Annotated in this window: 22 protein-coding genes; 5 read left to right on the top strand and 17 right to left on the bottom strand. The window is 70.2% G+C overall.

Going from position 1 to position 20,503, the window contains the following annotated elements:
• Window positions 1–38 precede the first annotated feature (38 nt).
• Window positions 39–1,526: a DHA2 family efflux MFS transporter permease subunit gene (locus ACGFSB_RS06555; protein ID WP_393394991.1), complete on the bottom strand. Its 1,488-nt coding sequence runs from the start codon at window positions 1,524–1,526 to the stop codon at window positions 39–41.
• A 75-nt stretch (window positions 1,527–1,601) separates the two neighbouring features.
• On the opposite strand from ACGFSB_RS06555, the gene ACGFSB_RS06550 reads away from it, so the two are divergent.
• Window positions 1,602–1,997 carry a winged helix-turn-helix transcriptional regulator gene (locus ACGFSB_RS06550; RefSeq protein ID WP_393394988.1) on the top strand — a complete coding sequence of 132 codons (396 nt, stop codon included), beginning with the start codon at window positions 1,602–1,604 and terminating at the stop codon, window positions 1,995–1,997.
• A gap of 76 nt (window positions 1,998–2,073) precedes the next feature.
• Here the strand turns inward: ACGFSB_RS06550 and ACGFSB_RS06545 are convergent, their stop codons facing one another.
• The 11 genes from ACGFSB_RS06545 to ACGFSB_RS06495 form a co-directional block, all read right to left on the bottom strand.
• The gene (locus ACGFSB_RS06545; RefSeq protein ID WP_393394985.1) at window positions 2,074–2,886 is read right to left on the bottom strand and encodes an SAM-dependent methyltransferase; all 813 of its coding nucleotides are present in this window, start codon (window positions 2,884–2,886) and stop codon (window positions 2,074–2,076) included.
• Between the two features lie 105 nt (window positions 2,887–2,991).
• On the bottom strand, window positions 2,992–3,414 hold the full coding sequence (locus tag ACGFSB_RS06540; RefSeq protein WP_393394982.1) for an acyl-CoA thioesterase: 423 nt from the start codon (window positions 3,412–3,414) through the stop codon (window positions 2,992–2,994).
• Between the two features lie 60 nt (window positions 3,415–3,474).
• Entirely contained in the window at window positions 3,475–4,140 is a 666-nt protein-coding gene (locus tag ACGFSB_RS06535; protein WP_393394979.1) for a hypothetical protein, read from the bottom strand.
• A gap of 98 nt (window positions 4,141–4,238) precedes the next feature.
• Window positions 4,239–5,144: a TIGR03619 family F420-dependent LLM class oxidoreductase gene (locus ACGFSB_RS06530; RefSeq protein ID WP_393394977.1), complete on the bottom strand. Its 906-nt coding sequence runs from the start codon at window positions 5,142–5,144 to the stop codon at window positions 4,239–4,241.
• A gap of 153 nt (window positions 5,145–5,297) precedes the next feature.
• Window positions 5,298–5,882, bottom strand: coding sequence for a TerD family protein (locus ACGFSB_RS06525; RefSeq protein WP_393394975.1), 585 nt, complete (start codon window positions 5,880–5,882; stop codon window positions 5,298–5,300).
• A gap of 64 nt (window positions 5,883–5,946) precedes the next feature.
• Window positions 5,947–6,540 (bottom strand): histidine phosphatase family protein, encoded by a 594-nt coding sequence (locus ACGFSB_RS06520; RefSeq protein WP_393394972.1) that lies wholly within the window; start codon window positions 6,538–6,540, stop codon window positions 5,947–5,949.
• 77 nt (window positions 6,541–6,617) lie between these two features.
• Window positions 6,618–7,394, bottom strand: coding sequence for a hypothetical protein (locus ACGFSB_RS06515; protein ID WP_393394970.1), 777 nt, complete (start codon window positions 7,392–7,394; stop codon window positions 6,618–6,620).
• Complete coding sequence (locus ACGFSB_RS06510) at window positions 7,394–8,689, bottom strand: VWA domain-containing protein (protein WP_393394967.1); 1,296 nt, start codon at window positions 8,687–8,689, stop codon at window positions 7,394–7,396. Before ACGFSB_RS06510 ends, ACGFSB_RS06515 begins: the two co-directional genes overlap by 1 nt.
• 83 nt (window positions 8,690–8,772) lie before the next feature.
• Window positions 8,773–9,999, bottom strand: a complete 1,227-nt coding sequence (locus tag ACGFSB_RS06505; protein ID WP_393395804.1) for an FAD-dependent monooxygenase — start codon at window positions 9,997–9,999, stop codon at window positions 8,773–8,775.
• Window positions 10,000–10,034: 35 nt separating this feature from the next.
• Entirely contained in the window at window positions 10,035–10,652 is a 618-nt protein-coding gene (locus ACGFSB_RS06500; RefSeq protein ID WP_393394964.1) for a C39 family peptidase, read from the bottom strand.
• 20 nt (window positions 10,653–10,672) lie between these two features.
• On the bottom strand, window positions 10,673–11,887 hold the full coding sequence (locus ACGFSB_RS06495) for a pyridoxal phosphate-dependent aminotransferase (RefSeq protein WP_393394961.1): 1,215 nt from the start codon (window positions 11,885–11,887) through the stop codon (window positions 10,673–10,675).
• Window positions 11,888–11,971: 84 nt separating this feature from the next.
• Between ACGFSB_RS06495 and ACGFSB_RS06490 the strand changes: the two genes are divergently transcribed.
• Window positions 11,972–12,652 carry a winged helix-turn-helix transcriptional regulator gene (locus ACGFSB_RS06490; protein WP_393394959.1) on the top strand — a complete coding sequence of 227 codons (681 nt, stop codon included), beginning with the start codon at window positions 11,972–11,974 and terminating at the stop codon, window positions 12,650–12,652.
• A 107-nt stretch (window positions 12,653–12,759) separates the two neighbouring features.
• A complete protein-coding gene (locus tag ACGFSB_RS06485) occupies window positions 12,760–13,626 on the top strand; it encodes a GNAT family N-acetyltransferase (RefSeq protein WP_393394956.1) in 867 nt (288 codons plus the stop codon).
• Window positions 13,627–13,657: 31 nt separating this feature from the next.
• Here ACGFSB_RS06485 and ACGFSB_RS06480 read toward each other — a convergent pair whose 3' ends face one another.
• Window positions 13,658–14,098, bottom strand: coding sequence for a hypothetical protein (locus tag ACGFSB_RS06480; protein WP_393394953.1), 441 nt, complete (start codon window positions 14,096–14,098; stop codon window positions 13,658–13,660).
• 83 nt (window positions 14,099–14,181) lie between these two features.
• Between ACGFSB_RS06480 and ACGFSB_RS06475 the strand changes: the two genes are divergently transcribed.
• Window positions 14,182–15,090 (top strand): HipA family kinase, encoded by a 909-nt coding sequence (locus ACGFSB_RS06475; RefSeq protein ID WP_393394950.1) that lies wholly within the window; start codon window positions 14,182–14,184, stop codon window positions 15,088–15,090.
• 76 nt (window positions 15,091–15,166) lie between these two features.
• Here ACGFSB_RS06475 and aceB read toward each other — a convergent pair whose 3' ends face one another.
• On the bottom strand, window positions 15,167–16,786 hold the full coding sequence (gene aceB, locus ACGFSB_RS06470; RefSeq protein ID WP_393394947.1) for a malate synthase A: 1,620 nt from the start codon (window positions 16,784–16,786) through the stop codon (window positions 15,167–15,169).
• Between the two features lie 226 nt (window positions 16,787–17,012).
• Complete coding sequence (locus ACGFSB_RS06465) at window positions 17,013–17,606, bottom strand: NTP transferase domain-containing protein (protein ID WP_393394944.1); 594 nt, start codon at window positions 17,604–17,606, stop codon at window positions 17,013–17,015.
• 213 nt (window positions 17,607–17,819) lie between these two features.
• Here ACGFSB_RS06465 and ACGFSB_RS06460 point away from each other — a divergent pair, with 213 nt between their 5' ends.
• Window positions 17,820–18,107, top strand: coding sequence for a DUF5955 family protein (locus tag ACGFSB_RS06460; RefSeq protein WP_393394941.1), 288 nt, complete (start codon window positions 17,820–17,822; stop codon window positions 18,105–18,107).
• Between the two features lie 589 nt (window positions 18,108–18,696).
• Here ACGFSB_RS06460 and ACGFSB_RS06455 read toward each other — a convergent pair.
• Together ACGFSB_RS06455 and ACGFSB_RS06450 are read right to left on the bottom strand one after the other, a co-directional pair.
• The gene (locus ACGFSB_RS06455; RefSeq protein WP_393394938.1) at window positions 18,697–19,377 is read right to left on the bottom strand and encodes an ABC transporter ATP-binding protein; all 681 of its coding nucleotides are present in this window, start codon (window positions 19,375–19,377) and stop codon (window positions 18,697–18,699) included.
• Complete coding sequence (locus ACGFSB_RS06450) at window positions 19,374–20,459, bottom strand: ABC transporter permease (protein ID WP_393394935.1); 1,086 nt, start codon at window positions 20,457–20,459, stop codon at window positions 19,374–19,376. The genes ACGFSB_RS06455 and ACGFSB_RS06450 overlap by 4 nt, the downstream gene beginning before the upstream one ends.
• Between the last annotated feature and the right edge of the window lie 44 nt (window positions 20,460–20,503).

Genomic DNA, 20,503 nt, shown 5'->3' with positions numbered 1-20,503 from the left:
GAGGCAAGTGATGTCCCTGAACTGGCCCAAGGGGTGTTTCACACCATCGTCGGCTCGCGCTGCTCCCCCTTGGCGGAGGCGGCAGCCGTCCCGCGCTCCGGCCGGAGCAGCGTCGCCGCCAGGGCGAAGCCCGCCGCCGCGATTCCCGTGGCCACCCAGAAGGCGAAGCGGTAGCCGTCGGCGGTGGCCGCCAGGGTCCGCTCGCCGTCCGCGAGCAGCCCCTCCGTACGGCTCGCCGCCAGCGTGGTCAGCAGGGAGAGGCCCAATGCGCCGCCCACCATCTGCGTGGTGTTGAAGAGACCGGAGGCCAGACCCGCGTCCTCCGGGCGGGCCCCGGACATCGCGAGCCCCGTCACCGCGGGCATCGCGGCGGCGAAACCGGCGCCGAGCAGCAGCATCGGGGGCAGCACATCGACGGCGTACGAACCCTCGGTGGGCAGGCGGCCGAGCAGGGCGAGCCCGGCCGTGATGAGGACGAGGCCCGCGAGCAGCGCGCGGTACGGGCCGAAGCGGCCGATCACCTTGGCGGACAGGCCCAGCATCAGGACGCCGATGGCGATGGGTGCGGGCAGGAACGCGAAGCCGGTCTTCAACTCGCCGTAGCCGAGCACGCGTTGGAAGTAGAGGGCGCCGATGTACTGGAAGCCGTACATCCCGGCGATCATCATGATCTGCACCGCGTTGGCGCCGGTCAGCGTGCGGGAGCGAAAGACGCGCAGTCGGAGGAGCGGCCGGGCCGTGCGGGCCTGGCGTACGGCGAAGGCGGCGTACAGGACGAGGGAGAGGGCGGCGAGGACGAGGGTGGCGGGCGCTCCGTGTCCGGCGGAGCTGACGATCGTGTAGACGGTGAGCATCAGCGCGCCGGTGACGAGCGCCGCACCCGGATAGTCCGCGCCCTCGGCGAGGCCCGTGCCGCGGTCGTTCGCCAGGATGCGCAGCGCGGCGACGAGCGCGGCGGCTCCGATCGGCAGATTGATCAGGAAGATCCAGTGCCAGCTGAGGGTCTCGGTGAGCGCGCCGCCGAGGAACGTGCCGAGCGCGCCGCCCGCCGCGCCGACCGCGCTGAACACCGCGATGGCCTTGGCCTGTTCGCGCGGCTCGGGGAAGAGGGCGACGAGCATACTGAGTACGACGGCCGATGTCATCGCCCCGCCGACCCCCTGCACGGCGCGTGCCGCGATCAGCAGCCCCTGGTCCGTGGCCACTCCGCACAGCACGGACGCCGCCGTGAACACGGCGAGGCCCCAGACGAACATCCGCTTGCGGCCGATGAGATCGCCGAGCCGCCCCGCGAGGAGGAGCAGACCGCCGAAGGCGATGAGGTAGGCGTTCACCACCCAGGCGAGGCCCGGCGCTGAGAAGCCGAGATCGCTCTGGATGGCGGGCATCGCGACGGTCACGATATTGCCGTCGATGATCGTCATCAGGAGGCCCGAGGACAGCACGGCGAGGGACGCCCAGCGGGAGCGTGGTGTAGTGGATGCGGCGGCTTGAGCCCTGGCCTCGGACACGATGAAAACCTCCATGAACTGCATAGGTGCACGACTTGTAACGGGACTCATCGTGGGTGACCATGGAGGTCCGGAGAAGGAGGCACTTCAATGTCCCAAGGGAACACCGGTGTTACGGCGCAGGTGGTGAACGCGCAGGCGTGCCCGGTCAGGGAAGTTCTTGACAGGGTGGTGGGAAAATGGAGCGTCCCGATCCTGGTCGCGGCGGCCCATGGCCCCATCCGCTTCACGGAACTGGAGCGCAGCATCGACGGAATCAGCCGCCGTATGCTGACGCTGACCCTGCGGAACCTGGAGCGCGACGGCCTGCTCACGCGCACCGTGCATCCGACGGTGCCGCCGAAGGTCGAGTACGAACTGACGCCGGTCGCCCAGGAGCTGCACGGCACGCTGCTTTCCCTGACCGGCTGGGCCGAGCGGCACCGGGTGGCTATCGCACAGTCGCGGGCGGACTATGACGAGCGGCGGGGGCTGGTCGACGCTTAGGGCCCTAGCGCCCTAGCCCTCGCGGCTCGGCATGGGGTGGCGCGGTGGCTGGGGAGCCAGGAGCTACGGCTACGGGCTACGGCTTGCGGGCCACCGCTCCGTACGCGTCGACCGGCGTCGTGTCTTCGGACTCCGGGCGCCAGCGGGTGACCTGGGAGACTCCCGGCTCGACCAGTTCGAGGCCGTCGAAGAAGCCGCCGATCTCCTCGACACTGCGTACGTGATAGGGGATCGCGCCGCTCTTGTTGTACTCGTTCGACGCCGTGACCATGGCCTCGCTGGTGGCGGTGCCGTCGCTGATCACCAAGTAGCTGCCGGACGGGAGGCCCGCCATGAGCTGGGCCACCAGACCGCGTGCCTGCTCGTACTCGCCCACATGGCCGAGGGTGTTGAGGATCATCAAGGCGACCGGCCGCGAGAAGTCGAGGGTCGCTGCGGCGGCCTCCAGGATGAGCTCGGGCTTGTAGAGATCCGCGTCGATGTACGCGGTCTCGCCCTCGGGCGTGCTGGTCAGCAGGGCTCGGGCGTGGGCGAGGACGAGCGGGTCGTTGTCGACGTACACGATCCGTGAGTCCGGGGCCACGCGCTGGGCCGCCTCATGTGTGTTGTCGGCGGTCGGCAGGCCCGTGCCGATGTCGAGGAACTGGCGGATGCCCTGCTCCGTCGCCAGGTGGCGGACGACGCGGCCCAGGAAGTGCCTGCTCAGGCGCGCCACGTCGACGAGGCCGGGGTGGATTCCCTTGATGTAGTCGCCGAGTTCACGGTCCTTCTCGTAGTTGTCCTTCCCGCCCACGAAGTAGTTCCAGAAGCGCGCGGAGTGCGGCGTGCTGGTGTCGATGCGCGCGCGTATGTCCGCGGCGGCTTCGGCTTGGGGGTCGTGCTCCGACACAAGGGCCTCCGGAAAGTAAGTGAACTGGCTCTGCTGGTACTTGAAGGAACGATCAACTGACAAAGTAGTTCCCGCAGGTTCCCGCAGCCCAGTTCCTGTAGCCGGTCAGAGGCCGATCACGCTCGGATCGTCGGCCAGCGCCCTGAAATATTCGCGCGGGTCCGCCACCATCTGCCGTTCGTCGAGGTCCAGGAGGCCACCGATGGAGTGCAGCTCGGCGGCCTGCGTGCCGTCCGTCTTGCGGATCGACTGCTCGATGCGGAACGTCTTGCGCTCGCCCCACACGAACTGACAGGTCACCTCCACCTCGTCACCCGCGCGCAACTCGCTGAAGTAGCGGATGGTGTTCTCCAGAGCGACCGGGCCCACGCCCTTGGCGAGGAGGTCGGCCTGCTCGATGCCTGCCGCGCGCAGGACCGACCAGCGCGCGTGCTCCGCGTACTGGAGGTAGACGGCCTGGTTGAGGTGGCCCTGCGAGTCCGTCTCGTACCCACGGACACTGATGCTCACGGAAAAAGGCTCTGCCACGACATTCCCTTCAACGGTTCTGCACGGTCACTTCCGCACGGTCATTTCGAGGTCAACATTTCAAGATCTCCGGGGCGACGCGAGGAGATAACGCACGCCGTTCGGCCGCACGCCGTTCGTCCGCTCGGCGTGCTCGCTGACCTGCCAGCCCGCGGCCTCCAGCGCGGCCGCGCACGCCCGCAGCCCGTCCGGCACCCCGTCGTGCACGGCGACGGCCTCCGGCTGAGCGGTCTCACTCACCCGGTATCCGGCGGGACCCGGCCCCGGCAGGCAGCCCGCCGCCTCCAGGGCCAGCGCGGCGGCCTGCACCAGATGCGTGCGCTCCCAGGCACAGGGCCGCTCCCGCGCCGCGTCCCGGTTGGTCATGCGGCGCATCTCCAGGAGGCCTTCCCAGGCGCTTCGTACGTCGCGGGCGCGGGCGGGGCCTTCGGCTCCGGGCGGCCGTATGGACTCGGTGCCGGTGCGGGCGGCGAAGAGGCCGGAGGGAGCGGGGGCGGCCGGGGGAGGGCTCGGGGCCTCGGCCGCATCGGGACCGCTCTCGGCGCCTTCCCGGAGGCGATGCCCGGTGGGCGTCAGGAAGTAGGCGTGCGGCGGCCGGGGGTGCCGGAAGGCGAGGCGGTGGCGCACGAGCCCCGCCAGTTGTGCCTCGCTCCCGGCAAGACGTCCCGTCGCCGGGTCAGCGGCCTCGATGATCCGCCGCTGAGCGGCCGTCGGAGGCTTCGTCATGAGCCCACCTCTTCCCCAGGTTCTTTCCACCTGGTTCCGATAGTGCCTCCTGCCACTGACAACGGCCGCCTGGCCTCAGCTGTCCGCAGTGTGCCGTCTCAGCGAACTGTTCCCGTGGAGAGGTCGATCACGTTCTCGGCGATGAGCTCGAGGACGCGCCGGTCGTCGTCCGCGGTGCCGCGCTCGTCGGGCGTGCCGGGGTAGGTGTCCAGGAGGATGTCCGTGGCGCCGAGTTCGGCGAGCGCCTCCAGGTCGGCGCGGAGCTGGTCGACGCTGCCGTGCCCGAGGGGACGCTCCGCCGTGTCCGGCTGCTCGACGAGCTTGAGCTGGAGCCGGGGCACGAGGTCAGGCGTGGGCCGCCCGGCGGCCTCCGCCTCCGCCGCGATCCGGGGCAGCGCCGCCCGCAGGAGGTCGAGCGTCGGCATGAACGGGTGCCAGCCCTCGCCGAGGCGGGCCGCGCGGCGCTGGGCGGCGGGGGAGTTGCCGCCGACCCAGACGGGCAGGTGGGTCGCGGGGGCGGGGGCGTTGCGGATGGCCTCGTAGGCGACGTACCGGCCCTGGAACGAGGTCGTCTCCTCGGACCAGGAGGCGCGGATCGCCGTCAGATACTCGTCCGTGATGGCGCCGCGCTCCTCGAACGGGACGCCGAGCGCCTCGTACTCGGCGCGGGACCAGCCGACACCGGCGCCGAGGATGAAGCCCTTGTCGTTGAGCTGGTCGATGTTGGCGGCCAGGCGGGCGGTCTGGAGCGGGTGGCGGTAGGGGATCACCGTGATCGTCGTGCCGAGCCGCAGTCCGGGTACGCGGCCCGCGAGGTGCGCGGCGAGCACGAACTGGTCGTAGAACGGGGCCGGATAGACCGCGTGCACATCAGGGGTGACCGTTATGTGGTCGGAAATCATCGCAAAGCCGAACCCGATGTCGCGGGCGTCGGTCGCCTGCCGGACGAGGGAGTCGGGGGTGGTGCCGGAGCCGAAGTTGAGGAGGTTCACGCCGTATCGCATGGCGGCAAGTCTTGATGATCTTAAGGGTGTGTGTCGAACCGGGGCCTGACACCGGCTGGCTTGACATCGACCGGCCTGACATCGACCGGCCTGACATCGACTGGCCTGACATCGACCGGGCCGGCCGGAGAACCCGACCGGCCCGGACTCCCGCTACTTGCTCATGGCGAAACGCATCAGGGCCTGCTCGTCGCCCTGCTTGATCTTCCCGGTCTCGTTGATGACCTGGAGCTTCCAGACCCCGCCCTCACGCACCGCCTTGGCCACCGCGCAGCCGTTGTCGTTGGTGAGGAGGCTCGGCCAGATGTCGGCGACCTGCTGGCTGCTGCCGCCCGTCGCGTCGTACACCTTGAAACTGATGTTGCGCGCGTTCTGGAAGGCACTGCGCTTCTTGTACGCGGCGGCCACGAACACGATGGCCGTGATGTTGGACGGCACGCGCTCGAACTCGACGGTCACCGTCTCGTCGTCGCCGTCACCCTTGCCGGTCTGGTTGTCCCCGCTGTGCACCAGCGAGCCGTTGCCCAGCGGGTCGAGCGAGTCGAGACCGGCAAGACGCACCGGGTCGGCCCCCGCCATCGCGATGGCGATCAGGTCGAGGTCGGTACCCGCCTTCTGGCGGAGCTTCCCGAGCACGCCACCGCTGCTGCCGACCGTGGGGTCCCAGGACACCCCTATGGACAGACGGGTCACTCCGCCCAGATCCGCCGGTCCGTCTTCCTTCTTGAGCGTGATCATTCGTGATCCTTCTCGGTGATGAGAGTCCTATGAGAGCGCTATATGAGACAGAGTGTGCCTGGTTTCATGGCCGAATGTTCCAAGCGGCCACTACCGGGCGCCCATGCTCGGTGCTCAGCCGGCATACCGTCCCCGTCGCCAACTGGAACAACGCGCCGCCGGTCACCGGCAGTCCCAGACGCCGGGCCGTCAGCACCCGCAGGAAGTGGGAGTGGGCGAAGAGGACAACGCTGCCCTCGTTGTTGGCGAGCGCGGCGTCCACCTTGGCCAGCATCCGGTCGGCCCGTTCCCCGACCTGTTCCGGCGTCTCGCCGGGGTGCTCGTCGGGGCCCGGCGCCACTCCGTCCGTGAACAGGAACCAGTCGGGGCGGGTGCGGTGGATCTCCACCGTCGTGACACCTTCGTACGCCCCGTAGTCCCACTCGCTCAGATCGGCGTCGACCACAGCGCCCCCGAACCCCGCGAGCTCCGCCGTCTCCCGCGCCCGCTCCCGAGGGCTGGTGAACGCCACCCCGATCCGGAACCTCCCGACCAACGGCGCAAGCCCCCGCGCCTGCTCCCTGCCGTTGTCCGTGAGAGGGATCTCCGTCCAGCTGGTGTGCTGGCCGGTCAGGGCCCACTGGGTCTCGCCGTGCCGGACGAGGAGGAGGTCACCCATGGTGCGGAACTTCCCGTTCTGTCGGTGGTGGCCGGACCGGAAGGCCCGGTCCGGCCACCACCGAGACTAGATCCCCACTAGATCCCCGCAGGTACGCGCGCCGGGCGGCCGGAGCCGCGCGTCAGGCGGTAGCCCCCGACGCCCGCGAGCGCGGCGAGCACCCCGCCGCCCGCTGTCCACAGCCAGCGGGACGACCACAAGCCGCCTGCCCAGCCGTCCTCCGGCTCGCTGGACACCGCCGCCGTCTTCGTGCCGATGCCAGGCACCAACGGCTTCGCCAGTGCGCCGTCGACCGCCTGCGCACCGCCCGCGTCGTTCGACGTGACCTTCGTCGCGGCCCGCATCGGCAGACCCAGGTCGTCGGCGTCGAGGCCGGTGACCGTCAGGCGTGCGTAGTACGTGCCGGGCAACGGGTCGTTGGACCACGGCTCGGACCAGCCGCGCACCGTGCGCAGCGTGCAGGAGAGCTCGACCGTGGCGGCGTCCTGCGCCGCCGTCTTCGTCTGTGCGCCGAACCGGCACGCCTGGTGGCGCCGCAGCCCGTCGTACACGTCGATCTGCCAGGTGGAATCCCCGTGCCGAGTGGCGCTCTCGGGCAGCTTCACCGTGGCGTGCACGGTGGGGCGCTGCCCGGTGTCGGCCGGGAACGACCAGTACAGGTAGTCGCCGGTGGACGCCTCCGCCGTGGCCTCCTGGTCCTGCTGGATCGCGGTCGCCGTGCGGAAGGAGGTTCCTGCCTCCGTCGGCTCACCGTCGGAGCTTTCGGCGAAAGCCGCTCCCGCCGTTCCGGCGAGGGCCAGCAGAGCAGCTCCCGCCAGTACACCGGCTCGGCTCAACACACGTTTCGTACGCATCAGTTGGTCCTCCAGACCGCGAAGCGCCAGCGTGAGACCCAGCCCCAGACCAGACCGGCGACGAAGCCGGTGAGGATCAGTACGCCGAGCAGCCACCAGCCGTTGCCCAGGCCGAAGGACGCCACGTCCGACGCCTCGTCCGGCGCGTCCACCAGGTCGACGGCCAGCTCGACCGGCAGACCCGGAGTCGTCTTCACGGAGGCGGGCGCCGAGAAGGAGTTGCTGACCCGCAGACACACGGTCTCGGCGGCGGGCTCGCTCCCGTCCTCCTCCTCGTCCTCCTCCGGCTTCGGGTAGCGAAGTCCGGTCGAGATGACGTCCGTACGTCCGTCGCCCGCCTCCGCGCCCCGCACGATCTCGCGCCCGTGCGCGGTGGAGGCCTGGAGGAGCACTCCGTAGTCCTGATTCACCGCGCGGTCGGCGCCGACGCTGACGGAAGTACGCAGCTCCTGGCCGGGCTTGACGTCGACGCGGTACCAGCGGTGCTCGCCGAACTTCTCCCGGTCGGTGTAGACGCCGGCCTTCAGCTGCGGGGCGTCGGAGCACTGGGCGGCACCTTCGGCCGCGACCGGAGTGGCGACGGGGTCCGCCGCGCGGTCCACCAACTGCTTGACGCGGCCGGAGAGTTCATCGGTGTGGCGTACAGATGTGTACGTTCCGCCGGTGGCCTCCGCGATGCAGCTCAGCTGGTCGCGGGTCTTGGCGTCAGGCACCAGGCCGAGCGTGTCGACCGTGAGGTGGATGCCCTCGGCGGCGATCTTGCGGGCCACCTCGCAGGGGTCGAGCGGCTGACAGGTGTCCTCGCCGTCGGAGATGAGGACGATACGGCGGCTGCGCTCGGTGTTGTCGTCCTTGAGGTCGTCGGCGGCCTTCAGGAGCGTCGGGCCGATCGGCGTCCAGCCGGTGGGCGCGAGCGTGGCCACCGCGGACTTCGCGTCGGTGCGCTTCGCGCGGTCGAGCTCCGCGACCGGGTAGAGGAGCTCGGTGTCCTTGCAGCCTGTCTTGCGGTCGTCGCCGTGATAGTTGGCGCCCAACGTGCGTATGCCGAGCTGGACTTCGTCCGGCGTGGCGTCGAGCACCTCGTTGAACGCCTGCTTCGCCGCCGCCATCCGGGACTTGCCGTCGATGTCGCGGGCCCGCATCGATCCGGACACGTCGAGCACCAGCTCGACCTTGGGCGATGGCTGTGCCGGGGCTTCGTCGTCGGCGGAGGCGGTGCCTGCCGTGCCGAGCCCGGCGGTCAAGGCGGCGAGCAGGGTGAAGGCCCCGGCCGCCAGCCGTTTTCTTGTGATCATCGCCGGATCTTATTGATCTTCGCGTGCATACCCAAACCGGCAGATGGGTATCTGCCTTCGCCGCCGCGTCTCGCCGCCCCGCCTCACCGCTTCAGTTCACGCCCCCCGAACGCCCCGCCCCCGTCCGCCTGCTTCCACCACGTCTCGAGCGCCGTCTGGTCCATGGACCGCCACGGCGGTGTCTCCTCCACCAGGGCGCGGCCGAGGCGACGGCCCAGGTCGACCATCACGCCACCGGCGACCGTGCGGTCCGTGTCGTACGTGTCGAGCGCGTCGGGCCAGGTCGTCGCCGTGGCAAAGGCGGACTCGAGGACCGTCGCGTCCTGTAGCGCCTTGACCGCGCCCGCCCCGGTGTGCGGCCGGGCCACGGTGGCCGCGTCGCCCATGAGCAGCAGGCGGCCTGCTGTGTAGCGGGGGGCCGTGAAGTCGTACATCGGCTGGAGGAAGAGCTCATCCGGTGTCGTCGAGGCGACCAGGTCACCCCAGTAGGGCGGCAGCAACTCCGCGCAGACGTAAGCGAGATGACCGGAGAGGGCCTCCGTGAGGCCGCCCGGCGGCAGACTGGTGGGGGCGGTGATCCCCAGGTCGAGGCCGAGCCCGAGGTCCAGATCCGGCGGCGGTGCCGTGTAGAGGACCCAGTTGACCCGGTGGCCGCCGACCCCGTCGGGGATGCGGTAGATGATGACATGGCCGCCGGGGAAGACGACGTACGCGCAGTCCTCGTCGGCCCACAGCTCCGGGTCGGCGAGCCGGTCGGCGGGGAACGCGCCACGCCACGCGAGGTAACCGGCGTACGCGGGACGCACGGTGGCGAACGCCGCCGTACGGACCACGGAGCGGTAGCCGTCGGCGCCGATCACGAGGTCGACGCGCTCGGTGCCTTCGGCGGTGTCCAGCTCGGCGTCCTCGCGGCCAGGACGCACCTCCTCGACCGCCACGCCCGACCGGAAGACCACGGAATCGGGCACGCGGCCGCGCAACTCACGCCACAGAGGCCCCCAGTTGTACGTACGGAAGGGGAACGGCATCGCCCCGATCTCGTACCCGAGGGGCCCCGCGGCGGCCCCGTCGCGCACATACCAGCGGCGCCGCACCAGCTGCACCCACGGCATGTCTGCGTCCATGTATCCGGCGGAATCCAGCTCCACGTAACGGGAGTTGTGCACCGCGAGCCCGACGCCGCGGTCCGCGAGGTGCCCCGCGGCCCGTTCGTACACCGTGATCTCATCGGCGCCACCGCGGTGTGCGGCGAGTGCGGCGGCGCATCCGGCGATGCTTCCACCCACGACGGCGACCTTGCCTCCACGCATCATCGCGCCATCCTGGCAGGAAGGATGACCCTCTGTCAGTGCAGGGAGACCCCGCGTCCGGCGAAGAACGGCTCGAAGTCCGAAAGTGCCATGTCCGCCATCCGTGTCCCGGCGTCGATCCCGGAGGGGTTGTGCAGATGCAGCCCTCCGTCCGCCGAACGCCCGGTGACCAGCACCAGGTGGCCGCCCCGGCCGGGTGACGGCAGATGCGGGCGGCGGATCTCGAAGTGGACCGAGACCATCACCGAGCGGCCCTCGTCGAGCAGGCCGAGGATCTCCTCGACCGTGAGGTGCCGGTGCACCGTGGCGTTGACGCCATGCACGTCGCGTACGTACTCGGCGAACGGGGCGTAGATCAGCCCACGGATCGTGCCCGCCGCGCCGTCTGCGGACTCCGTGTACGCGCCGTACTTCAGCGCGCCGTCCCGCAGCTCGAAGAGCGAGGGCGCGGACGGGCCGAGCGCCATCTTCAGGCACGCCAGGCCGCACAGATGGCTGCACCAGCGCGCGTAGTCGTCGAGTGTGGTGGCACCCGACTCCGCCCAGGCCGGGTCGGCCGCGCAGTCGAGCTCGCCGTACACGATCCGCTCGACCAGGCCGGGCGAGGCGAACTGGGTGAGGGAAGGGACCTGGCAGGCGGAGCAGAGAGACACGCGACCCCCGTCGTGTTGCGTCATGACTGGCGGTATCCGCTGAGGAAGCGGCCGATGCGGCTGATCGCCGCGTCGAGATCGTCAGCGTAAGGGAGGGTCAGGATGCGGAAGTGGTCAGGGCGCGGCCAGTTGAAGCCCGTGCCCTGGACGACCTGGATCTTCTCCTGGAGGAGCAGGTCGAGGACGAACTTCTCGTCGTCGTGGATGGGATGGACCTTGGGGTCGAGGCGAGCGAAGGCGTACAGCGCGCCCTTCGGCTTCACGCACGAGACGCCGGGGATCTCGTTCAGCTTCCGCCACGCCATGTCGCGCTGCTCGTGCAGCCTGCCGCCCGGAGCGGTGAGCTCATGGATGGACTGCCGGCCGCCGAGCGCGGCCTGGATGGCGTACTGGGCGGGGGCGTTCGGGCACAGGCGCATGGAGGCGAGCATGGTCAGCCCCTCCAGGTAGCTCTTGGCGTGCTGCTGCGGGCCGGTGACGACCAGCCAGCCGGACCGGAAACCCGCCACCCGATAGGTCTTCGAGAGGCCGCAGAAGGTGAGGACGACGAGATCCGGGGCGAGGGCGGCGACGCTGTGGTGCACGGCGTCGTCGTACAGGATCTGGTCGTAGATCTCGTCGGCGAAGACCATCAGGCCGTGACGGCGGGCGAGGTCGAGGATGCCTTCGAGGACCTCCTTCGGATACACGGCGCCGGTCGGGTTGTTCGGGTTGATGATCACGACGGCCTTCGTGCGGTCGGTGATCTTCGACGCCATGTCGTCCAGGTCCGGGTACCAGTCCGCGGATTCGTCGCACACGTAGTGGACGGCCTTGCCTCCGGAGAGGGTCGTCACGGCCGTCCAGAGGGGGAAGTCCGGGGCGGGGATGAGGACTTCGTCGCCGTCCTCCAGGAGGGCCTGGACGGCCATGGTGACCAGCTCGGAGACACCGTTGCCGAGAAAGACGTCGTCTACGGAGACGTCGTCCAGGCCGAGCGCCTGGTAGCGCTGGGCGACGGCGCGCCGGGCCGAGAGGATGCCGCGCGAGTCCGTGTAGCCGTGCGCCTGGGGGAGCATCCGGATCATGTCCTGGACGATCTCCTCGGGCGCCTCGAAGCCGAAGAGCGCGGGGTTGCCGGTGTTGAGGCGCAGGACGCTGTGGCCCGCCTCCTCCAGGGCGTTGGCGTGCTCGATCACCGGCCCCCGGATCTCGTAACAGACCTCGCTGAGCTTGCTGGACTGCCGGAACTCCATGCGCTGTGCCTCCCGTGACGTGAGTTACTTGGTTTTACCAAGCTGGAGCTTGGAAAGTCCAACAACTTGCATAGACTGAGTCACATGCCACCTGCATCTGGACCAGCACCTGCACCTGCACCCAGGCCTCGCCGAAGCTATGACCAGTACTGCGCTGCCGCCCGTGCCCTCGACACCGTGGGTGACCGCTGGACTCTGCTGATCGTCCGGGAACTCCTGATCGGCCCGCGCCGCTACACCGACCTGCACGCCGATCTGCCGGGCGTCAGCACGGACGTCCTGGCCTCCCGGCTCAAGGACATGGAGCGCGAAGGCCTGACGACGCGCCGCCGCCTTCCCCCGCCGTCGGCCGCGTACGTCTACGAACTGACGGACCGGGGCCGCGAGTTGCTCCCCGTCCTGCAGGCCCTCGCCACCTGGGGCGCGCCCGCACTCCAGGAGCGCGGGCCCACGGACGCGGTCCGCGCGCACTGGTTCGCGCTGCCGCTGTCGCGTGTTCTGGCGGGGCTCGGGGTGGAAGGGGTGGTGCAGGTCCGCTTGGCGGAGGGGGAGTTCCACGTACGTGTGGGGGGTGATGCCGGGGTTGACGACGTGTCGTACGGCGACGGACCCGCGCCCGCGGAACCGGACGCCCGCCTCGTCATGGACGCGGAAACGTGCGTGGCGGTGAGCGGGGGCGTCCTGACGGTCACCGAAGGGGTGAAGGCGGGCCGGATCGAGGTGTCCGGCGAGGGAGTCCTCGCGAAGGCGCTGCGGGCGTCCTGACCGGGCTGAATCCGATCGTGGTCCGGCCGATCCTCGGCATACGGTTGCCGGTGTGCTGCGTGAAAACCAGGTGCGGCCGGTCGCCCCGTTGATGTGAGATGCGGGGCATGACGATCGTACTGAACGAGCCCGGTGTCGACGGTCTTACCGGGGCCGTGGATGCCCTCCGCGGATGGCAGGACGACCGCACGCCGCTGCAACTCCATCCGGGAGACCTCGGCTGGGCCTGGGCGCTGGGCGCGGAGAGGCTGGCCGCTGCCGTCCGCACCTGGAGCGTGGACGGACGGATCATCGCCGTCGGATACCTGGACGACCCTGATGTGCTGCGCCTGACGACCGCGCCGGACCTGCGACAGGACGGTGATCTGGCGCGCCGGCTGCTGGCGGACCTCAATGATCCGGAGCGCGGGGTCCTGCCGTCCGGGAAGGTCGGCCTCGAAATCCCCGACGGCGCCCTGCTCCGCGAGGTCCTCTTGGCGGCGGGCTGGAATCTGGACGAGCCATGGACGCCGCTGTGCCACGACCTCTCCGAGCCGGTGAAGGACTCCGGCCTGCGGATCGAGATAGCCGGTCCGGAGACGGCGGGGGTGCGGACCGCGGTGCACCGCTCGGCGTTCGGCAGCCCGAGTTTCACCGAGGAGATCTGGCACGTCCTCGCGGCCGGGCCGGTCTACGCCGACGCCCGCTGCCTGATCGGCTACGACGACCAGGACAACGCGGTGGCCGCGGCGACGGTCTGGTCGGCCGGGCCCGGCAAGCCCGGCCTGCTGGAGCCGGTGGGCGTGCACGCCGACCATCGCGGTCGCGGCCACGGGACGGCGATCAGCGTCGCCGCCGCGGCAGCGCTGCGCGAGATGGGTGCATCAAGCGCGCTCGTCTCCACCCCGAGTTCGAACGCCGCCGCCGTCGCCACCTACAGGGCGGCTGGATATGAGCCGTCGTCCGAACGGCTGGACGTCAGCAGGGCCGCCTGAAAATGATCAGACGGGGACGCGCTCCAGGCGGTCAGCGGCGGCCGGTGGACAGGATGACGAGGAACTGGCCGCCGCCCGGCTCGATGTCGGCGGTCACCGGCAGCCCCGGTACGAGTCGGGAGAACCGGTCCACCAGCCAGTCCGCCGCCTCCTGGGCGTCCCGCCTGGTCGGACAACGGCCCACCATCTCGCGGCCCCCCTTGCGCTCCAGCCTCCCGGCAACGGTGATCAGTGGCGCGGGTTCGACCACGTACAGGCGGTCCGGCCATGCGATGACTACCTTGACCGCGCCCTTGCGGGTGTTGCATCCGCGGTGCGCGAGCCGCTCGGCGACCTTGGCCTTCCGGTCGGCGGTCCGGCTGTCGACGCTGGGCCCTCGCAGGTCGTTCACCGACTCGTCGGGGTCGACCGCTTCGTCGCACACCCAGCACCGCCAGCCGTCGCGCTCGGCCACATCATCAAGGAGACTCATCCGAGCAAACTAGCCTGCCCGGCCGCTACCCAGCGCACCAGGGTTGTGGATCGCATGGTTGAAGAGATGAGTGGACTGGGGAAATGCTGACTGAAGTCACCGCGACCCGTTATATCGAGCCCTTGCGGACCGGGGGCTCCGTGCCCGGCGTCGTCGAGGCCGACGACCTGGGCACGTACGTCGTCAAGTTCACCGGGTCGGCCCAGGGCCGCAAGGCGCTGGTCGCCGAGATCATCGTGGGTGAACTGGCCCGCCGCCTCGGCCTGCGCTTCCCCGAGCTCGTTCTGGTCCACTTCGACCCGGCGGTCGCGGCGGACGAGCCGCACCAGGAGGTGCGGGACCTCCTCGACGCCAGCGCCGGGCTCAACCTGGGCATGGACCTCCTGCCGGGCGCCGTGGACTTCACTCCCGAGGCGCTGGACGTGGATCCGCTGGAGGCGGGCAAGGTGGTGTGGCTCGACGCCCTCACCGCGAATGTCGATCGCACGGTGCACAGCTCGAACTTGATGGTCTGGCCCACGTTCTTCGGCATCCATGAGCCTCGACTCTGGCTGATCGACCATGGTGCGGCGCTGGTCTTCCATCACCGCTGGGGCGTGACGCCGCCTGACAAGGTGTACGACTTCCGGCATCACGCCCTGGGCGTGTACGGGCCGGACACTCGGGCCGCCGATGCCGAGTTGGCGCCGCTCGTCACCGAGGTCATGCTCCGCGAGATCGTCGCGCTGGTGCCTGACGCGTGGCTGGCCGATGAGCCGGGGTTCTCGTCACCTGACGAGGTGCGGGAGGCGTACGTCGGCTTCTTGTCGGCCCGTGCGGGGGCCTCCGCGGCCTGGCTGCCGGTGGACTTTCCCAGTCGGGGGGATCTCGCGGCTGCCGACGCCAGGCGCGCTGCAGCCACTGAGAAGGGGCGGCCTGCCTGGCTGAAGCGGGTGCCTGATCTGCATGGGAAGCCCGCGGCCGAGCAGGATTGGTCGCGGCACATCGGCTAGTTGGTGCGGGGCGCCCATGACCAAGCCCCCGGCGCTGTGCGGTGCCGAGGGCTCAGTCATGAACTACGTACGAAAGTCAGCGCAGCTGCTCGTATGCGGGCAGCGTCAGGAAGTCCGCGTAGTCCGCGTCCAGGGAGACCTGGAGGAGGAGGTCGTGGGCCTGCTGCCACTTGCCGGCCGCGAAGGCCTCCTCGCCGATCTCGGCGCGGATGGCGGCCAGTTCGGCCGCGGCGACCTCGCGGGCCAGGTCGGCGGTCGCGGTCTTGTCGTTCTCGAAGACGACGCCCGCGTTGATCCACTGCCAGATCTGCGAGCGCGAGATCTCGGCGGTGGCCGCGTCCTCCATGAGGTTGAAGATGGCGACGGCGCCGAGGCCGCGCAGCCAGGCCTCGATGTAACGGATGCCGACCTGGACGGCGTTGACCAGGCCGTCGTACGTGGGCTTCGCGTCGAGGGAGTCGATGGCGATCAGGTCGCCGGGGGCGACGCTCACGTCCTCGCGCAGGCGGTCCTTCTGGTTGGGCTTCTCGCCGAGCACCGCGTCGAACGACTTCATCGCGATCGGCACCAGGTCCGGGTGTGCGACCCACGAACCGTCGAAGCCGTCGCCCGCCTCGCGGTCCTTGTCGTTCTTGACCTTCTCGAACGCGACCTTGTTCACCTCGGCGTCCTTGCGGGACGGGATGAACGCGGCCATGCCGCCGATCGCGTGCGCGCCGCGCTTGTGGCAGGTGCGGACGAGGAGTTCGGTGTATGCCCGCATGAAGGGGGCCGTCATCGTCACCAGGTTGCGGTCCGGCAGGACGAACTTCGAGCCGCCGTCACGGAAGTTCTTGACGATGGAGAAGAGGTAGTCCCAGCGGCCCGCGTTCAGGCCCGAAGCGTGGTCGCGGAGCTCGTAGAGGATCTCCTCCATCTCGTACGCGGCCGTGATCGTCTCGATGAGGACCGTGGCGCGGACGGTGCCCTGCGGGACGCCGACGTAGTCCTGCGCGAAGACGAAGATGTCGTTCCAGAGGCGGGCCTCCAGATACGACTCCGTCTTCGGGAGGTAGAAGTACGGGCCCTTGCCGAGCTCGATGAGGCGCTTGGCGTTGTGGAAGAAGTACAGGCCGAAGTCGACGAGCGCGCCGGGCACCGGGCGGCCCTCGAACTGCAGGTGACGCTCGTCCAGGTGCCAGCCGCGCGGGCGCATGACGACGGTGGCGAGCTCGTCGGCGTCCTTGAGGGCGTACGACTTGCCGGTGCGGTCGTCCGTGAAGTCGACGCGGCGCTCGTAGGCGTCGGTGAGGTTGAGCTGACCCAGGATCACGTTCTCCCAGGTGGGCGCCGAAGCGTCCTCGAAGTCCGCGAGCCAGACCTTGGCGCCCGAGTTCAGGGCGTTGATGGTCATCTTGCGGTCGGTCGGCCCGGTGATCTCGACGCGCCGGTCGTTCAGCGCGGCCGGGGCCGGTGCCACCTTCCAGGAGTCGTCCGCGCGGATCGCCGCGGTCTCCGGGAGGAAGTCGAGCGTGGAGGTGCTTGCGATCTCGGCGCGGCGCTCGGAGCGGCGGGTGAGGAGCTCGTCACGGCGGGGCGTGAAGAGCCTGTGCAGCTCGGCCACAAAGGCGAGGGCCGCGTCCGTGAGGACCTCCTCCTGCCGCGGCAGAGGCTCCGCGTCGACGATGGCCAGCGGGGACTGCGCTGGTGCGGACATGAGCTGTCACTTCCTTCAGCGAGCTTCACAGGTGGCGCCTTGGCGACCGCCGGGCATTCGCGGTGACACTCAGTGCCACCGCGGCCGAGATACGGCCGTGGGCCCCACTTGAGGGAACGGGTGCTTCTGAACAGTGGATACTAGTTTCCTCATAGTGGAAGTTCAATCGTCTGTTGATGTCGAGATTCTCTTCATCGACAGAACGTGTCGCTGAGTGCCACGCTGATTACTCAAGGTGGATCAGGTCGGCGGGTGTGTCGATGTCGTACGCGCGAGCCACGTCCCCGCACTCGACGAGAGTGATCTCACTCGCGTGTTCCTTCAGGTAGGCGCGCGCCCCCCGGTCACCGACCGCACTCGCCGCGATGCCCGCCCAGTGATCGGCGCCGAAGAGCACTGGGTGGCCGCGTTCCCCTTCGTACGAGGCGGCGGCGAGGGTGGCGGGCGAGCGGTGGGCGGCGTACACGCGGGCGACCGCAGTGGGGCCGATGCCGGGCTGATCCACGAGCGAGACGAGGGCGGCGCTCGCGTCGGAGCCGCTCAGTGAGCGCAGCCCCGCCCGCAGCGACGAACCCATCCCCTCCTCCCACTCCGGGTTGTCGATCAGTACGCAGCCGGGGAGCGAGGCCTTCTCGCGTACGACATCGGCGTCGGCGCCGAGCACCACGTGCACCCGCGTACAGCCGCCCTCGCGCAGGACGCGGACCGCGTGTTCCACGAGGGGCCGCCCCTGGTGGTCGAGGAGCGCCTTCGGTCTGCCGCCGAGGCGCCGCCCGCCGCCCGCCGCGAGAAGGAGCCCGGCGATCATCGGATTCGTCATGACTCCTGCATACCGCAACTGAGGCGGTGACTTCCGGCCAGAAAGTGGCGCGTCCTGCTTCCCGTGGCGTTTACTGGCCCGCGTCCCCCTGGTGTCTGACCAACGCCGCGCGGGGTCCGCGAGATCTGCAAGAACTGCAAGATGTGTACGAGAACATGCGCACGGCGTCGTGCGTGGGGGAGAGCTGTGTTGCGGAGTGTGGGGCAGAGGCTAGTGGCCGGCAGCGATGAGGATCCGCGTGTCGCGGAGTTGCGTACCGCGGTGTCGCGGCTGCGCCGTGAACTCGCGGCGCATCCGGCCGAGTTCCCCGACCGGGGAATCGCCGAGGACGAGCTGGCGGCGCTGGCCGCCATGGCGGTGAGCGGCGCGCCGGAGGTACCGCGGCTGCGACGGTCGCTACTGCTTGTGGCGTCGGCGATCGGCTCCGTCAGCGCCCTGGCCACGGGGCTTTCGGCGGTACGGGTCGCGGTGGAGCTTTTCGGGGAGCCGGGGGTCAGGTAGGTAAGTCGCCTCCGTTGTGGGCAGCGGGGCACCGATCAGCCAGGGGTCAGGCAACCCAGTTCCGAGGCCCTCCGGCAGCGGCGGAGTGCCCAAGGCCCCCGCCCAGCGCAGCGGCCAGCCGCCGCACCGCCTCCTCGCCGGAGGCGACCGGCAGCGTATAAGGAATACGCAACCGATGTTCATGCGTACCCGGATCCGCACCGAAGCGCGCCCCACCCTCGATCCGCACCCCGTGCGCAAGCACCGCACGGGCAAGGGCCGAGGCGATCGGCTGACCCAGATCCACCCAGAGGGAAAGCCCACCCGGCGGCAACGCCCAGCGCCACTCAGGGAGATGGCGGGCGAGGGTACGTGTCCGCGCGTGTGGGCTGTCCGGTGATGTGGGTGCCGGGGCCTGCTGTGCCGAGGGGGGTGGGGCGGGCGTTGCGGAGGATGCGGGCGGAGGATTTCTCCCCAACCCCGCCCCTTCCCGAAAACCGGCTGGCGCCGGGGCCTTGAATGCCGTTGATCGTTGGTCGCTGCGGGCCGGTGGGGGCTGGTCGCGCCCGTGCGGCGGAGCCGCATGTGTCTCAGCCCCGCGACGCCGGGGTCAGGGGGCCGCAACCCCCGCCCTCCCGTCCACCATCTCCACCACCCGGTCCGCGACGCCGAGCCGGGACCGATCATGCGTGACCAGCACCGTCGCCGTCCCCCACTCCCTCGTGAGCCGCCCCAGCAGCTCAAGCACCGCACCGCCCCGCTCGTGATCCAGCGCGCTGGTCGGCTCGTCCACCAGCAGTACCGCAGGTTCGTTCATCAACGCCCTTGCGATACCGACCCGTTGGCGCTGTCCGCCCGACAGCTGATGCGGGCGCCGGTGCGCGAGCCCCGTGAGGCCGACGGTGTCCAGCAACTTCCCTGCCCGCTCCCGTGCTTCGCCCGAACGCCCGCGGCCGTCCAGGCGTGCCATCAGTTCCACCTGCTCGAGCGCCGTCAGGGACGGCAGCAGGTTCGGCTGCTGGAAGACGATCCCCATCCGCCGGCGCCGAAGCTCCGCCCGCTCGGCGGCGGACAGCGCCCCCGTCTCCGTACCGCCTACGACGACCCGGCCCCGATCCGGCGTCACCAGCGTCGCCGCCACCGCCAGCAGGCTGGACTTGCCGGAGCCGGAAGGACCGACGACCGCCGTCAGCGTCCCGGCGGGGACGTCGAGCCCGACGTCGTCGAGTGCCGTGAGGCGTCCGTCGCCGTCCTCGTACGTCAGCGTGATGTCTTCGAGGAACAGGCTCATCGGGCACTCCCCAGCGCGGTCAGTGGATCGACGGCGGTGATCCGCCGGACGGACAGGCCCGCGCCCAGTGCCCCGAGGGCGATGAGCACGGCGGCGGGCCACAGGACGGTCGGTGGATCGAGGACGAAGGGGACGTCGCCGCCGCTGATCACGGCACCGGCCACCACGGCGATCCCCGTCCCCACGGCCGTCCCGGCGGCGAGCATCAGCACTGCCTGGCCGAGAGCATCCCTGAGGAGGTACGGGGTGGAAGCGCCCAGCGCCTTCAGCACCGCGATGTCACCGGCTCGCTGGATCGTCCACACCGTGAAGAACGCCCCTATGACGAGCGCGGAGATGACGAAGAGGAAGCCGCGCATGAGTTGCAGGGAGCCGTTCTCCGCCTGGTAGGAGCCGATGGCTGTGAGCGCGCCGTCCAGGGACTTCGTCTCGGTGCCCGCCGCCTTGTCCCCGGCCGCGAGATCGACCCCGCCGCCGGTCCGCAGCGCGATGACAGTGGCCTGGTCGTCCTTCGACGTACCCCGGTGGCCGAGCCCCTGCCAGTCGTCGAGCGCGGTCCATACGACGGGCGTATGGCTGTACGAGGCGTCCGACGCGACCCGCGCCACGCGCTCCTCGACTCCGCTTCCCCCGAGCCGCACCGTGTCCCCGGGACCGACGCCGAGCTCCTTCGCGGCCTTCTCGGAGAGCACGACCCGGCCCGGTGCGATGCCCTCCGGCGCGATCCCGGATTCCGGTTCCACCCCGAAGGCGGAGACGGCGGCCGCGCGATGGCCCGCGGTGGCGTTGAGGGTGCTGATCCCGATGGGCTCGGCGGACCGTACTCCGGGTCGTGCCGCCCAGGTCTCCCAGGCCCGCTGTTCCAGCTGGGAGGTGGTGAAGGACGCGGACTGGCCGGGCGGCGGGGCGGCGAAGGCCAGCTGGTCTGCCGGGAGGCCGGTGATGGCGGAGGTGTTCTCCTTGGCGAGCCCGGCGGTGAGCCCGGAAAGCAGCCCCACGAGCAGAGTGATGAGTACGACGACGGCTCCCATCAGGGCGAACCGCCCCTTGGCGAACCGTAGGTCTCTCCATGCGACGAACATGCCCCCACCCTGCGTCGGCGCACGTCCCCACGGCATCGCGCCAC

The sequence above is a fragment of the Streptomyces sp. NPDC048441 genome (genome assembly GCF_043200235.1).
Lineage (GTDB): Bacteria > Actinomycetota > Actinomycetes > Streptomycetales > Streptomycetaceae > Streptomyces.
The sequence above is the reverse complement of the archived record's forward strand: the minus strand, read 5'-3'. Positions and strand labels throughout refer to the sequence as shown.

What these genes read in the sequence shown, in the direction of transcription:
- ACGFSB_RS06555 (WP_393394991.1), bottom strand. Translation starts at nt 1,526, where the DNA reads ATGGAGGTTTTCATCGTGTCCGAGGCCAGGGCTCAAGCCGCCGCATCC.
- ACGFSB_RS06550 (WP_393394988.1), top strand. Translation starts at nt 1,602, where the DNA reads ATGTCCCAAGGGAACACCGGTGTTACGGCGCAGGTGGTGAACGCGCAG.
- ACGFSB_RS06535 (WP_393394979.1), bottom strand. Translation starts at nt 4,140, where the DNA reads ATGACGAAGCCTCCGACGGCCGCTCAGCGGCGGATCATCGAGGCCGCT.
- ACGFSB_RS06530 (WP_393394977.1), bottom strand. Translation starts at nt 5,144, where the DNA reads ATGCGATACGGCGTGAACCTCCTCAACTTCGGCTCCGGCACCACCCCC.
- ACGFSB_RS06525 (WP_393394975.1), bottom strand. Translation starts at nt 5,882, where the DNA reads ATGATCACGCTCAAGAAGGAAGACGGACCGGCGGATCTGGGCGGAGTG.
- ACGFSB_RS06520 (WP_393394972.1), bottom strand. Translation starts at nt 6,540, where the DNA reads ATGGGTGACCTCCTCCTCGTCCGGCACGGCGAGACCCAGTGGGCCCTG.
- ACGFSB_RS06515 (WP_393394970.1), bottom strand. Translation starts at nt 7,394, where the DNA reads ATGCGTACGAAACGTGTGTTGAGCCGAGCCGGTGTACTGGCGGGAGCT.
- ACGFSB_RS06510 (WP_393394967.1), bottom strand. Translation starts at nt 8,689, where the DNA reads ATGATCACAAGAAAACGGCTGGCGGCCGGGGCCTTCACCCTGCTCGCC.
- ACGFSB_RS06505 (WP_393395804.1), bottom strand. Translation starts at nt 9,999, where the DNA reads ATGCGTGGAGGCAAGGTCGCCGTCGTGGGTGGAAGCATCGCCGGATGC.
- ACGFSB_RS06495 (WP_393394961.1), bottom strand. Translation starts at nt 11,887, where the DNA reads ATGGAGTTCCGGCAGTCCAGCAAGCTCAGCGAGGTCTGTTACGAGATC.
- ACGFSB_RS06490 (WP_393394959.1), top strand. Translation starts at nt 11,972, where the DNA reads ATGCCACCTGCATCTGGACCAGCACCTGCACCTGCACCCAGGCCTCGC.
- ACGFSB_RS06485 (WP_393394956.1), top strand. Translation starts at nt 12,760, where the DNA reads ATGACGATCGTACTGAACGAGCCCGGTGTCGACGGTCTTACCGGGGCC.
- ACGFSB_RS06480 (WP_393394953.1), bottom strand. Translation starts at nt 14,098, where the DNA reads ATGAGTCTCCTTGATGATGTGGCCGAGCGCGACGGCTGGCGGTGCTGG.
- ACGFSB_RS06475 (WP_393394950.1), top strand. Translation starts at nt 14,182, where the DNA reads ATGCTGACTGAAGTCACCGCGACCCGTTATATCGAGCCCTTGCGGACC.
- aceB (WP_393394947.1), bottom strand. Translation starts at nt 16,786, where the DNA reads ATGTCCGCACCAGCGCAGTCCCCGCTGGCCATCGTCGACGCGGAGCCT.
- ACGFSB_RS06465 (WP_393394944.1), bottom strand. Translation starts at nt 17,606, where the DNA reads ATGACGAATCCGATGATCGCCGGGCTCCTTCTCGCGGCGGGCGGCGGG.
- ACGFSB_RS06455 (WP_393394938.1), bottom strand. Translation starts at nt 19,377, where the DNA reads ATGAGCCTGTTCCTCGAAGACATCACGCTGACGTACGAGGACGGCGAC.
- ACGFSB_RS06450 (WP_393394935.1), bottom strand. Translation starts at nt 20,459, where the DNA reads ATGTTCGTCGCATGGAGAGACCTACGGTTCGCCAAGGGGCGGTTCGCC.